Source organism: Pseudomonas sp. LD120, from assembly GCF_009861525.1.
GTDB lineage: Bacteria > Pseudomonadota > Gammaproteobacteria > Pseudomonadales > Pseudomonadaceae > Aquipseudomonas.
The window spans coordinates 858046-870329 of sequence record NZ_WVHL01000003.1 but is presented as its reverse complement, the minus strand read 5'-3'; the positions used below and the strand labels follow the sequence as shown (position 1 = coordinate 870329).

Here is a 12284-nt window from a genome sequence, read left to right as displayed (position 1 = left end):
CAATGCCCCCCACGCCCGACTCACCGATCATCGCGGTGATGATCCACGTCGCCGACTGGCGCGCCGCGACCACCTGGTATGCCCAAGCCTTTCCCCACGCGCGCCGGGTCATGCATGAACCAGATGATTTCGGCCATTTGCAGCTCGACGGCCTGTCCCTGGAAATCGTTCCCTGCGACACCAAGGTCGGCCAGGGCCCAGCGGGCACGGTGGTGTATTGGCACGTCGCCGACCTGCCCGGCGAAGTGCAGCGCCTGACCGCCCTGGGCGCGCGCCTGTATCGCGGGCCGATGGCCATCGAAGGCGGCGAATGGATCTGCCAGGTGCAGGACCCGTGGGGCAACTGCATGGGCCTGCGCCAGCCCGCGCCCCTCGCCTGAGGCGACATTTGCCGGCAAACTGAGCGGCTTTTCGCCCGAGCTCAAAGGACAACGGCATGCACCAGGCGCTGCTGATCATCGACGTACAACCCTGTTTCAATCCGCCGCCCTGGCTGGTGGAGGGCATCCATCGCTTGCTCGGGCGCATGCCTTCGGTGGCCACGGTGGAACGCCATGATGAAAGCCGCACGCCCTTTGCCCGGCAACTGGGCTGGCAACCGGCGGCGGATGACCAAAGCCTGGTGGCGGCCGACAAGGTCTTCATCAAGCACGGCTATGGGCCAACGGCAGAGATACTCGACTACCTGAAAAGCCTCTGTCCCGAACGCGTGCTGGTGTGCGGCATCCAGACCGACACCTGCGTCCTGGCTGCCGGCTTTGCCCTGTTCGATGCCGGCCTGCAGCCGACCCTGCTCACCGACCTGACCGTAGGCTCATCCCTGGACCGCAGCGGCGGCCTGGGTATTGACCTGTGGCGGCATCACTTCAAGCACCTGATCCGCAGCGACGAACTGTAGAAGCCGGCGTGCCGGAAGCGATCTTGCGGGTGACACCACGCTAGAATCCGCACCTCGCCCCATCGTACCGACAAGGAAACCCCATGAGCCTGGACCTGCACCTTGAAGCCGACCAACGCCTGACTTCGGCGCTGCTCGGCCGTTTACTGCAAGGCTTCCCGGGCACCGAGGTGCACTGTCTGCCCGGCGCGGTCCAGGCCTGGTTCCCCTCAGGCCTGAGCCTGCACAACGAAGACTCCAGCCTGGAACCCGAGATCCGCGCCGAAGAGCGCAAGGGCTGCGACTTCGCAGTCGGCCTGCGCTGCTACCTGCGGATCAAGAGCCCCGAACCCGAAGGCCACAGTTCTCTGGATGACACCCGCCGCTTACTGGAAGCTATCGCCCAGCACTGCGAGGCGCGATTCATCCTCTCGTTCCAATACGAATCCACCCTTTACTGGCGCGATGCTGACGGACTGTGTGAAGCCTGAGCCGCGAAAACACAATGGAGTGATTGCAGCCCGATGAAAAAACTCTTCGCCCTGCTTGCCCTGCTGTTCTGCAACCCCGCCTTGTGCGCCTCGTTCAGCGATTCGCCCGAAGCGCTGGTCCGGCAATTCATTGCCGACTATCAACAGTGGAGCGACAGGGCCAGTGCACGCCAAGCGGACAACGCGCCCATGCAATCGATGGATCTGGCGCAGCAGGAGTACGCCCGGTTGCTGGCCAAGTTCTGCCTGCCGGGCTTTCAGGGCCAGCCCATTGCCTTCAGTTCCCCGGCCAGCCACGGCACGGCGTACGAGCAGATCCTCTCCAGCAGCCGAACCGCGGATCGTGCGCTAGTGAAAACCCGGGCGATCAGCCCCGGCGAGGGCTTTGCCGCCGATTACCACTACCACCTGATCTTCAGCGGCCAGCGCTGGTACCTCAGCGAGGTGTTCTACGTCGACCAGGACGGCCAGTACGAGTCGCTCTAGATCAGCCGTAACCGTTTTGAGCTAGGGTGTTTCAAGCCACCGAACCCCGGAGCCACCATGCCCAGCTCAGCCTCCCTGCATCGGGTCACGACCCCCAGCCTGCACCTTGCCTATGAAGAACACGGCCCGGCCAACGCCGAACCGGTGATCCTGCTCCACGGTTTTCCCTACGACGTGCGGGCCTACGACGAGATCGCCCCGCCGCTGGCCGAGCGCGGCTATCGGGTCATCGTTCCCTACCTGCGGGGCTACGGCCCGACGCGCTTTGTCAGCGAGCAGATCATGCGCTCAGGGCAGCAGGCCGCCCTGGCCCGGGACCTGCTGGAGCTGATGGACGCACTGCACCTGCCCCAAGCCACCCTCGCCGGCTACGACTGGGGCGGTCGCGCCGCCTGCATCGTCGCCGCCCTGTGGCCGCAGCGGGTCAAGGGCCTGATGAGCGCCGACGGCTACAACATCCAGGACATCCCCGGGGCCTGCGAACCCAGGGCGCCGGAGACCGAGCACCGGTTGTGGTACCAGTACTACTTCAACACCCAGCGCGGGGTGGATGGGCTGACCGCCAATCGCCGGGCGTTCTGCGAGCTGTTGTGGCGCCAGTGGTCGCCGACCTGGAACCAGGGACCGCAGTGCTATGGCCTGAGCGCGCCGTCCTTCGACAACCCGGACTTTGTCGAAGTGGTGATCCATTCCTACCGCCATCGCTTCGGCTACGTACCCGGCGACCCCAGCCTGGAAAGCATCGAGCAGGCGTTGCAGGCACAACCGCCGATCCAGGTGCCGACCATCGCCCTCTGTGGCGCCGATGACGGGGTCGGCCCGGCCACCGAGCCGGACCCCGATATCGGCCTGTTCAGCGGGCCCTATCAGCGCAGGATCCTGCCCGGCGTCGGCCATAACCTGCCCCAGGAAGCCCCGCAAACCACCCTCGACGCGCTGCTGGAGTTGCTTCAGAACACTTGAGAAGAGCGGCAAGCTGCACGCTATGCCGGGGAAAAATCGGTACACTTCGCGCCTTTGATCCCCCACAGGACATGGAATGTTACCCGCTGCGACCTCTCCCCGCTCCGGCCTGCGCCGGGCCCTGGTGCTCTGGCTCTACGCCGTCGGCGCCGGCCACTTGCTGGCCGGGCTGCTGCTGACCTGGGCCGGCCACAGCGGCCTGTTCAACGACTACCTCGGCGGCATCGAACAGGCCTTTTGGGGCGCTGCGGCGCCGGCACCGGCCCGGGCCCAGCAGGTCTGGTGGCTGGGCCTGTTCGGCGCCACCCTGCAAAGCTACTCGTTGTACCTGCTGGGCCTGGTGCACCTGGGCAACCGCCTGCGGGCCCCGGCGGCCTGGGCCTGGCTGATGGCCGGGATTGCGCTGTGGGCGCCCCAGGACCTGTGGTTGTCGTGGCAGATGAACATGACCGCCCACCTGTGGATCGACAGCTTCGCCCTGCTGGTGCTGCTGCCACCGCTTCTGTGGCTGCAGCGCCACGACCGCCGTACCTCTCGTCTTCCTTCGTAAAAGGACTTCACCATCGTGGCTGATTTGCCAATCCTGCAGTGGGCCATCGCCCTGTTGCTCGCCCAAGGCGTGCTCGGCGCCCTGGACACGATCTACCATCACGAACTCACCGTAGCCCTGCCGCAACGCCACGGCGCGCGCAAGGAGCTGGCGATCCATGCCCTGCGTTCGTGCTTCTACGGCGTGCTGTTCATGGGCATCGCCCACCTGGCGTTCCAGGGCATTTGGGCGCAGGTGATCGCGGTGCTGTTCGCCCTGGAAATCGGCCTGACCCTGTGGGACTTCGTGGTCGAGGACCGCAGCCGCAAGCTGCCGGCCATCGAACGCATCATGCACACCGTGCTGGCGATCAATGCCGGGGCTTTTTTCGCCCTGTACGGCCTGCAACTGCAGGAGTGGTCACGCCAGCCCAGCGCCTTGAGCCCCATCGACCTGGGCTGGCAAGGCTGGGCCCTGAGCCTGTTTGCCGTCGGCGTGACGGCCTCGGGCATTCGTGACGGCCTGGCGGCGTTGCGCCTGCAACGCCAGGGCCAGGGCACCAACCCCTTTGCCGGTGGCCGTGGCAAACGGGTGCTGGTCACCGGCGGCACCGGCTTTATCGGTGAAACCCTGGTCAACCAACTGCTGGATGCCGGGCACACGGTCAGCGTGCTGGCCCGCGACCCGCTGCGCGCCGCCTACCTGTTCGACGGTCGCGCCCGCTGCCTGCGCTCGTTGAGCAAGCTGGGCCATGGCGAAGCCTTTGACGTGATCATCAACCTGGCCGGCGCCCCAGTGGCCGGGCCACGCTGGTCGGCCAAACGCCAGGCGCAACTGCTGGCCAGTCGGGTCGGCACCACCGAAGCCCTGCTCAACTGGCTGCAACACGCCGGGCACAAGCCGGAGCTGTGGATCCAGGCCTCGGCCATCGGCTTCTATGGGGTGCGCGACGCCAGCCAGAGCCTGGATGAAAACGCCGAGCGCGGTGAAGGCTTCATGGCCGATCTGTGCGCCCGCTGGGAATCCTCGGCGGAACCGGCCACCCGTTTCGGCGTGCGTCAGGTGGTGCTGCGTTTAGGCATCGTGTTCGGCCCAGGCGGCGCCCTGAAACCCCTGCTGCTGCCCTTCCATTTCGGCTTTGGCGGACGCATGGGCGATGGCCAGCAGATCATGAGCTGGGTGCACCGCGACGACGTACTGCAGGTGATGGCCCGGGCGATGAACGACGCGTCCCTGTCCGGCACCTACAACATGGTGGCGCCGGAAGCGGTGAGCCAGGGCACCTTCGCCACCACCGTCGGCAAGGTGCTCAAGCGTCCGGTGTGGCTGCATGTGCCGGCCGCGCCGGTGCGGGCCCTGGCCGGGGAAATGGCCGAGCTGTTCTTCGACGGCCAGAAGGTGGTCCCCGCGCGCCTGCTGCAGGCCGGCTACCGCTTCCGTTACCCGACCCTGGACGCCGCCCTGCGCGACCTGACCTGAGCTGAGGAATGCCCATGAGCAAGCCCCTGTTGTACCTGCTGGCGGGCAATGGCAGCGCCGCCGACTGGTGGGACGATGCCCTGCCGCACTTTCAGCGCTATCAGGTGCAGCCGCTGGAACTGCCGGGGTTTGGCGACAATCCGCTGCCTCCTTGCAATAACCTCGGTGAATACGCCGAGGCCTTGCTGGGCATGACGGCGCCGGGCAACGCGATTGTCGCGGTGGGGGTCAGCGCGCTGATCGTGCTGCACGCCCTGCAACGCCGCCCCGGGCATTTCTGTCGCAGCGTGCTGTTGTCGCCGGTGGGGGCCTTTCTCTGGCAACGACGCCTGCCAGCGCTGATGTCGCCGCTGCCGGCGCGCCTGCTGATTCATGGCCTGCTCAGCCACAAACCGACTCTGTTCGCCGGCAAGTTCTCGCGCCAGCCATGGACGCCACAGCAGTACCGGCGCATGGGTTCGGGCTATGCCCGTTGCCGGGCGTTCGTGCCGCTGTGGCAACAGCTGCGGGCCGACACCGCGCTGCCGCTGCTGGAGTGGATCAAGGACCCGGTGCAACTGGTCTGGGGCGACCAGGACCGGCTGCTGGGGATTGCCCAGGCCGCAGCCTGGTCGGCCATCCTGGCCCGGGCCGACCTGCGGGTCAGCCTGCGGCCGGGCTGGGGCCATTACCCCTGGATCGATGCGCCGGCGGCGTTCGTCGACTGGCTGGAGTCCGGCGACCCGGGGTTTGTCGCCCACACCAAGGGCGGCCGCCTGCGCCTGGCGGAGCTGGCCGGCCAGCCGGTACCCAGCGCCCTGTCCCTGGACAGTGCCGGCGACCCGCGCCTGCCGACCCTGCTCGCCAGCCAGCCCGAGGCGCTGTGGGCGGTGCGCTCTTCCAGCTATGGCGAGGACCAGGCCGACTCGGCCAACGCCGGGCTGAGCACCACTTACTTGCGGGTCGCCAGCGCGGACGTGCCCGCGCGCATCAGCGAGCTGCGCAACGCCGGGGTCGAGGAAGTGGTGGTGCAGCGCTTCATCCAGCCGACCCTGTCGGGGATCGCCTTCGTGCGTCATCTCGCGGTGGAGCTGGAATGGGTCGAAGGGCATCTGGAAAGCCTCGCCGATGGTCAGGTCAGCCCACAGCGGGCGGTGCTGTCGCGTCTGGGCAGCGCCTGGGAAAGTGGCCACTTCGCCAGCACCCAGGGACTCGACGCCAGCGCCTTGTGGGACTTCCTGCAAGGGGTGCTGAAGGTCTTCCACTACGTGCCCGGCGATGTGGAGTGGGCCTGGGACGGTCAGCAACTGTGGCTGCTGCAGTACCGCCCGATCAGCGACTACGGCTGGCGCCGGCACCTGACCGCGGCCAATATCGCCGAGATCCTGCCGCCGCAACCCAGCCGCTTCGTCGAGTACGGCCAGCGCCGGGCGGCGGCGAGCATTCCGGCGATCATGGCCCGCTGGGACAGCCGGGTGCTGCAGGACAACGAACCCTTCACCGCGGTGTTCGACGGCGCTTCCTACATCAACAACGACCTGTTCCTGGCGCGCCTGGCCGATTGGGGCCTGCCCTCCTCCAGCTACACCGGGGAAGTCGGTGGCGCCACCCCGGAGCTGCCCTTGCGCCCGTTGCGCCTGTTGCGTTCGCTGCCGCGCTTCCTGCGCATGCAGCACGTTGCCCGAGGCCATCTGCTGACGCTGGAACGCGGCCTGCGGCGCTTCGATGACGAGTTGGCGCAGTTGCATCAGAGCGCTGCCGATGGCCAGCAACTGGCGGACTGGTTCAGCCGTTTCTACGTGTTCGTGGTGCAAGGCAACCTGTGCATTGCCACCGCCCTGGCCAGCAGCGGCGGCGCGCTGTTGGGGCGCCCGCCCACCGCCTACGACAACCTGGACCACAGCCCCCATCGCCTGCCCTGGGAAACCGACCCCGGCACGCCGCGCCCGCCCGGCAGCGAATTGCCGCTGCAGGCTTTCCCGCACTGGAGCCCGGCCATCACCCTGGCCCATCGCCTGGGTTTGCCGGGCCTGCGCGGCTATTACCTGCAAGTGCGCGAGTGGTACCGGGACAACCTGATGCGGATCTTTTTCCGCCTGCACCACGCCGTGCCCGAGGCCGAGCGCGACTACTGGTTCGCCCCCCACGAGCATCCGCGCAGCCGCGGCGGCAGCTTCTGGCAGGACGGCCGCGAAGGCAGCGAACAGGCCGCGGGCTTCATGATCTATCCGGGGCAGGTCCAGGGTGTGCTGGGGGTCGATATTCTCCTGGAAGACACCCTCGACCCCGGGCGCCATGCCCACTACCAACAGGCCCGGGCGGTGATCGCGCGCATGGGCGGGCGCCTGTCCCATGGCTCGACCCTGCTGCGCGAGCTGCGCAAGCCCTCGGCGGTGCTGCCCCAGGTCGACCCGGCCTGGGTCGGCCGCGAGGTGCTGTATGCCGACGGCCAACTGAGCCTGGTCGAAGGCTGAACCCCGCGCCCCGGGCTCAAGTGTGCTCGGTGGCGGCGAAACGTTCGCGGTAGGCCTGGGGCGTCACCCCCAGGGCCCGCAGCAGGCTGCGACGCAGGGTTTCTTCACTGCCAAAACCGCATTGGGCGGCGATGCGCTTGATCGGCAGGCCGGTGTCGGCCAGCAGGCGCCGGGCGCTTTCCACGCGGATCTGCTCGATCGCCCGGGCCGGGGTCTGGCCGGTGTCGGCGCGGTAGTGACGAACGAAGCTGCGCTCGCTCATGCCCGCCTGCCGGGCCAGGATCGGCAGGGTCAGTTCGCGGCTGAGATTCTCGGCAATCCAGGCGTGCAGCCCATCGAAACGCCCGCCCTGGTTTTGCAGCGACAGGGTCACGCTGAACTGCGACTGGCCGCCCGGACGCTTGAGAAACACCACCAGTTGCCGGGCCACCTCCAGCGCCGCCTCGCGGCCCAGGTCGGCCTCCACCAGGGCCAGGGCCAGGTCGATACCGGCGGTGACCCCGGCCGAGGTCCACACCGGGCCATCGTTGATGAAAATCGGATTGGGCTCCACCTGCAGTTGCGGGTATTGCTCGGCCAACTGCTCGCAGCGGGTCCAGTGGGTCACCACCCGACGCCCGTCCAGCCAGCCGCTGGCTGCCAGCACAAAGGCCCCGGTGCAGACCGAGGCCACGCGTCGCGAGGTCGCCGCGCGCTGGGCGACCCAGGCCACCAGTTGCGGGTCCCGAGCCGCCTCGTAGACGCCCCAACCGCCGGCAATGATCAAGGTGTCGCAGGCCACCTCCGGCGCCGGCAGGGCATCGGCCAGCAGCGCCAGCCCCGATGAGCTCAGGGTCGCCCCGCCCGGGTTGGCAATGACCCTGGGGTTGTAGGGCAAGGGCAAGCCCAGGCCACGGGCCCGGTCATTGGCCGAGGCAAACACCTGCAACGGGCCGGTGACATCCAGCAACTGGTTATTGGCGAATGCCAGGACAAATACGTTTTTCGGCGCAGTGGACATGATTGGCGTAAATCGAGGGTAGGTTGGCGAATACGCCAAAGCCTAGAGCGCTAGAGTCAAGCCGTCCACTTCATCGACACAAGGAACAGGCCATGGCGTTACAGATAGGTTTTCTGTTGTTTCCAGAGGTTCAACAACTGGACCTGACCGGTCCTCACGACGTGCTGGCATCGCTGCCCGACGTACAGCTGCACTTGCTCTGGAAGCAAACCGGGCCGGTGATCGCCAGCTCTGGCATGGTGCTGCAGGCCACCACCGGCTTTGCCGACTGCCCGTCCCTGGACGTGCTCTGCATTCCCGGGGGCGCCGGTGTCGGGCCCTTGATGGAAGATCCCCAGACCCTGGCGTTCATCCGTCGGCAAGCGGCCCGGGCGCGGTATGTGACCTCGGTGTGCACCGGCTCCCTGGTGCTTGGCGCTGCCGGCCTGCTTCAGGGCAAGCGCGCCACCACCCACTGGGCCTACCACGAACTGCTGGCGCCCCTGGGGGCGATCCCGGTGCGCGAGCGGGTGGTGCGTGACGGCAACCTGTTGACCGGCGGCGGCATTACCGCCGGCATCGACTTCGCCCTGACCCTGGCCGCCGAACTGTTCGACGCCGCCACCGCGCAGCGGGTGCAACTGCAACTGGAATACGCCCCGGCGCCGCCGTTCGACGCTGGCAGCCCGGACACTGCCCCCGCCAGCGTGGTGCAGGAAGCACGCAACCGGGTGGCGGAGTCACTGCACACACGCCGGGAGGTCACCCTGAGAGCGGCGCAGCGCCTGCATCTGGCTCGATAGCGCTGATCCAGCCTCTCGGCTCACGGGCTGGGAGGCTCCTGCGAGTCCGTCAGCTGTGTCGGAACAGGAGCCTGTGGATCACGCCAACGTCGCCAGATCGAGTGAATTTTCTGGGCAATCAGCCACAGCGCCCCCAACACATTGAGCCCGACAAACATCGCCACCAGGCCACCGAACATATCCAGCAAAGTCGGACAATTGGCCCCCGTGCAAGACGAAGCAGCGCCCAGCCCCAGCGCTGGCAGCGTCGCGACGCTCAGCGCCAAAAGCCAGCGCGTCCGGTTGCCCACGCGCCCCGTTGTCTTGCGGGGCAGAACAAAACCTACAACGGCGCTCAGAAGCGCGACAAAGGCAAAACCTTTCATGGCCATATTTCACTGTTCCAAGTAGCAAACCGGCCGTTGCCCGAAAGCACCGGGCCCGCCCAGACGGATCCACTCCATGCGCCCCAGGACGCCCTCACGGTGATCCACGTAGCGCCGGCGACAACCCGCCCTGGCTGTTGTCGACAGGCCAAAAAAAACCCGCCGAAGCGGGTTTTTTCCAAGACCATTATGACTTCCTGTCTGCAGCATCCGTGCTAATGGTCGACCTTCCCTGATCCTGAGCGCGTCCTGCGCTGCAGTTGTGGGAAAGAAGATTAAACACAAAGCCGGGTGCGCAGAAGGCGCATTGAATTACAGCGCGTGTAGGACATTCGCTATAGCGCACTTACGCAAACCCCTAGTTCAAGACGCCAGGGCCTGGGCGGCCAACTCCGCGAGTTTGAGCTGATGCTGCGCCCCGGGCCGATGACCGTCCTGAAGAAACCAGGCGGCGGACAGACCACTGAAGGCCAGCACCCATTGCACCAGGCGGCGCGGCTCCAGTTGTGCGGCCCCGGCAATCACCTGCACCTGGCGGGCAAAGCGCGCCGGGTCGGTGGCACTGGGCAAGTCCGGGTTGCAGATCAGGTTGGCAAAATCGAAGGTACGTTCGCCGTGGACCCGCTTGGGGTCGATCACCCGCCAGCCGCCCTCGGCGAAATCCAGCACATTGTCGTGGTGCACATCGCCATGCAGCACCACCGGTTCCCGGGGCGTGGCCAGCAGTCGTTCGGCTTGCGCCAGGCAGCGCAGGAACAACCCGCCCTGCTGCGCCGCCACCTCACGCAAGTCGGTAAACCAGCGCTCCAGCGGCACCAGTGATGGCTGGGGTTGAGCCCTTGGCCGGTGCAGCTTTTGCAGCGTGGCGCAGACAATATGACTGACGTCATCGTGCTGGCCGGCCAAGGCCATGCGCATCAATGACCCCGTGCCCATGGCGCGCTCCATCAGCAGCCCATCGTCCTCCTGGGCATAAACCCGCGCCGCCCCCTCCCCGGCCCACCAGGCCATCAGCCGGTTGCCGCCCTGCTCGTGTTCATCCAGGGCGATCTTCAGCATGGCCGGTGCGCCGTCTTGCAGACGCACCGGCAACAGGCGGCTGCCCGGCGTGACGATAGGGTCGCCATCCGGCGCCAGGCGCCAACGGTTTACATAGGTTTCAAACAAGGGAGCGGTTCCAGGCAACAAGCAACAAGCAACAAGCAACAAGCAACAAGCAACAAGCAACAAGTTTCAAGCTGCACGGCCTGATCTGCAACCCGCCACTTGCGGCTTAACGCTGCTGTGCTTCAGCCCTGCTGCTGGAGGTTCTCGATGTTGCTCATCTGCTCGTCCCAGCCCCGGCTGCTCATGCGAAAAGCCTTGAGCCGACGCTCGCTCGGCGGGTTTTCGTACAGACCTAGACTTCTGTGAGTCCAGCACAACCTTTGTCTGGCCGGACGCCGGACTGATCGCCGGGAACGAAAAATGCTACTGTCGCCGGCACCAACATCTCTGCAAAGGATCTGCCGTGTCCCTCTCCCTGATCGACCGCTATCGCGGCAGCCTGCTGGGCCTGGCCTGTGGCGATGCCGTCGGCACCAGCGTCGAATTCAAGCCCCGAGGCAGCTTCGCGCCGGTCACCGACCTGCTCGGCGGCGGCCCCTTCAACCTCAAGGCCGGACAGTGGACCGATGACACCTCCATGGCCCTGTGCCTGGGCGAAAGCCTGCTGCGCAAGGACGGCTTCGATGCGGCCGATCAAATGGGCCGTTACCTCAATTGGTGGCAATGGGGCTACTTGAGCGCCACCGGCGAATGCTTTGATATCGGCATGACCGTGCGCCAGGCCTTGAGCGATTTCCAGGAACATGGCCAACCCTTCGCCGGTTCCACCGACCCGCAGACCGCCGGCAACGGCTCATTGATGCGCCTGGCGCCGGTGGTGCTGTTTCATTACCCCGATCTGGCGCAGGTCCGCGAGTTTGCCGGGGCCAGCTCGCGCACCACCCACGGCGCCATCGAAGCGGTCGAATGCTGCCAACTGTTGGCCGGGTTGCTGGCCAAGGCCTTGAGCGGCGCCAGCAAGCCCGAACTGCGCCAGCTCGATGAGGCAGGTTTCAGCGCACCCAAGGTCGCCGCCCTGGCCCAAGGCCGCTACCTGGAGAAAACCCGCGACGAGATCCGTGGCAACGGCTATTGCGTCGACTCCCTGGAGGCCGCGCTGTGGTGCTTCCAGCACAGCGACAGCTACGCCGACGCGGTACTCGCCGCCGCCAACCTGGGAGATGACGCCGACACCACCGCGGCCATCGTCGGCCAACTGGCCGGAGCCTTTTATGGGGTTCAGGGAATACCGCCGCACTGGCTGGCCTGCCTGCACATGGCCGAGGAGATCCAAACCATGGCCGATCAATTGCTGCAGGCCGCCCAGCGCCAACAACCGGCCCGCCCCCTCAACGGCAGTTGCCTATGCAAGGCCGTGCAATACCAGGTCGAGCGCCTGGACCTGCCCATCGGTCACTGTCATTGCCAGACCTGCCGCAAGGCCCATGCGGCAGCGTTCGCCTCCACTGCCGGGGTCATGCGCGAACACTTCCAATGGACCCAGGGCCAGAAGCTGCTGAGCACGTTTGAATCGTCCCCGGGCAAGCTGCGGCACTTCTGCTCGGTCTGCGGTTCTCATTTGCTAGCCGAGCGCCCGGGCCAGCCCCATGTGATCCTGCGGGTGGCGACCCTGGACGATGATCCGGGGCAGACGCCACAGGTGCATATCTGGACCTCCCACGATGTGCCCTGGCTGACCGACGAAGCGCTGGAGCGCTGGCCCGAGTGGCAACCCAGCCGCGGCTAGACTGCCTTTGCCCCCATAGACCGATT

General features: G+C 66.6%; 13 protein-coding genes and 2 pseudogenes. 11 read left to right on the top strand and 4 right to left on the bottom strand.

The features are described from left to right. Positions 1–2: 2 nt before the first annotated feature. The 8 genes from PLD_RS10215 (at position 3) to PLD_RS10180 (ending at position 7278) form a co-directional block, all read left to right on the top strand. The gene (locus PLD_RS10215) at positions 3–380 is read left to right on the top strand and encodes a VOC family protein (protein ID WP_159892249.1); all 378 of its coding nucleotides are present in this window, start codon (positions 3–5) and stop codon (positions 378–380) included. A 56-nt stretch (positions 381–436) separates the two neighbouring features. Beyond that, positions 437–898 (top strand): cysteine hydrolase family protein, encoded by a 462-nt coding sequence (locus PLD_RS10210; RefSeq protein ID WP_159892247.1) that lies wholly within the window; start codon positions 437–439, stop codon positions 896–898. A gap of 83 nt (positions 899–981) precedes the next feature. Next, positions 982–1368, top strand: a complete 387-nt coding sequence (locus PLD_RS10205; RefSeq protein ID WP_159892245.1) for a hypothetical protein — start codon at positions 982–984, stop codon at positions 1366–1368. A gap of 33 nt (positions 1369–1401) precedes the next feature. Next, the gene (locus tag PLD_RS10200; protein ID WP_159892243.1) at positions 1402–1854 is read left to right on the top strand and encodes a hypothetical protein; all 453 of its coding nucleotides are present in this window, start codon (positions 1402–1404) and stop codon (positions 1852–1854) included. Between the two features lie 57 nt (positions 1855–1911). Beyond that, complete coding sequence (locus PLD_RS10195) at positions 1912–2817, top strand: alpha/beta fold hydrolase (protein WP_159892241.1); 906 nt, start codon at positions 1912–1914, stop codon at positions 2815–2817. A gap of 76 nt (positions 2818–2893) precedes the next feature. Further along, positions 2894–3367 carry a hypothetical protein gene (locus PLD_RS10190; protein WP_159892239.1) on the top strand — a complete coding sequence of 158 codons (474 nt, stop codon included), beginning with the start codon at positions 2894–2896 and terminating at the stop codon, positions 3365–3367. Positions 3368–3382: 15 nt separating this feature from the next. Beyond that, on the top strand, positions 3383–4825 hold the full coding sequence (locus PLD_RS10185) for a TIGR01777 family oxidoreductase (RefSeq protein WP_159892237.1): 1443 nt from the start codon (positions 3383–3385) through the stop codon (positions 4823–4825). A 14-nt stretch (positions 4826–4839) separates the two neighbouring features. Continuing rightward, entirely contained in the window at positions 4840–7278 is a 2439-nt protein-coding gene (locus PLD_RS10180; RefSeq protein ID WP_159892235.1) for an alpha/beta hydrolase, read from the top strand. A gap of 16 nt (positions 7279–7294) precedes the next feature. On the opposite strand, the gene PLD_RS10175 is transcribed toward PLD_RS10180, so the two are convergent. Further along, positions 7295–8278, bottom strand: coding sequence for a GlxA family transcriptional regulator (locus PLD_RS10175; protein WP_159892233.1), 984 nt, complete (start codon positions 8276–8278; stop codon positions 7295–7297). A 92-nt stretch (positions 8279–8370) separates the two neighbouring features. Between PLD_RS10175 and inhA the strand changes: the two genes are divergently transcribed. Next, on the top strand, positions 8371–9060 hold the full coding sequence (gene inhA, locus PLD_RS10170) for an isonitrile hydratase (RefSeq protein ID WP_159892231.1): 690 nt from the start codon (positions 8371–8373) through the stop codon (positions 9058–9060). A 20-nt stretch (positions 9061–9080) separates the two neighbouring features. On the opposite strand, the gene PLD_RS10165 is transcribed toward inhA, so the two are convergent. From PLD_RS10165 to PLD_RS30655, 3 genes and pseudogenes are all read right to left on the bottom strand, one after another. Continuing rightward, a complete protein-coding gene (locus PLD_RS10165; RefSeq protein WP_159892229.1) occupies positions 9081–9425 on the bottom strand; it encodes a hypothetical protein in 345 nt (114 codons plus the stop codon). Positions 9426–9788: 363 nt separating this feature from the next. Next, a complete protein-coding gene (locus PLD_RS10160) occupies positions 9789–10592 on the bottom strand; it encodes an aminoglycoside phosphotransferase family protein (protein ID WP_159892227.1) in 804 nt (267 codons plus the stop codon). Positions 10593–10714: 122 nt separating this feature from the next. Beyond that, a pseudogene (locus PLD_RS30655) lies at positions 10715–10807 on the bottom strand (vanillate O-demethylase oxidoreductase VanB); the annotation flags it as partial. A gap of 128 nt (positions 10808–10935) precedes the next feature. Here PLD_RS30655 and PLD_RS10150 point away from each other — a divergent pair. Together PLD_RS10150 and PLD_RS30650 are read left to right on the top strand one after the other, a co-directional pair. Further along, positions 10936–11757, top strand: a pseudogene (locus tag PLD_RS10150) (ADP-ribosylglycohydrolase family protein); the annotation flags it as partial. A 51-nt stretch (positions 11758–11808) separates the two neighbouring features. Then, positions 11809–12258, top strand: a complete 450-nt coding sequence (locus PLD_RS30650; protein ID WP_306110125.1) for a GFA family protein — start codon at positions 11809–11811, stop codon at positions 12256–12258. Positions 12259–12284: the final 26 nt, after the last annotated feature.

Bases quoted from the DNA above. Each gene is read 5' to 3' on its own strand.
- PLD_RS10215 (WP_159892249.1), top strand. From the start codon at position 3: ATGCCCCCCACGCCCGACTCACCGATCATCGCGGTGATGATCCACGTC.
- PLD_RS10210 (WP_159892247.1), top strand. From the start codon at position 437: ATGCACCAGGCGCTGCTGATCATCGACGTACAACCCTGTTTCAATCCG.
- PLD_RS10205 (WP_159892245.1), top strand. From the start codon at position 982: ATGAGCCTGGACCTGCACCTTGAAGCCGACCAACGCCTGACTTCGGCG.
- PLD_RS10200 (WP_159892243.1), top strand. From the start codon at position 1,402: ATGAAAAAACTCTTCGCCCTGCTTGCCCTGCTGTTCTGCAACCCCGCC.
- PLD_RS10195 (WP_159892241.1), top strand. From the start codon at position 1,912: ATGCCCAGCTCAGCCTCCCTGCATCGGGTCACGACCCCCAGCCTGCAC.
- PLD_RS10190 (WP_159892239.1), top strand. From the start codon at position 2,894: ATGTTACCCGCTGCGACCTCTCCCCGCTCCGGCCTGCGCCGGGCCCTG.
- PLD_RS10180 (WP_159892235.1), top strand. From the start codon at position 4,840: ATGAGCAAGCCCCTGTTGTACCTGCTGGCGGGCAATGGCAGCGCCGCC.
- PLD_RS10175 (WP_159892233.1), bottom strand. From the start codon at position 8,278: ATGTCCACTGCGCCGAAAAACGTATTTGTCCTGGCATTCGCCAATAAC.
- inhA (WP_159892231.1), top strand. From the start codon at position 8,371: ATGGCGTTACAGATAGGTTTTCTGTTGTTTCCAGAGGTTCAACAACTG.
- PLD_RS10165 (WP_159892229.1), bottom strand. From the start codon at position 9,425: ATGAAAGGTTTTGCCTTTGTCGCGCTTCTGAGCGCCGTTGTAGGTTTT.
- PLD_RS30650 (WP_306110125.1), top strand. From the start codon at position 11,809: ATGGCCGATCAATTGCTGCAGGCCGCCCAGCGCCAACAACCGGCCCGC.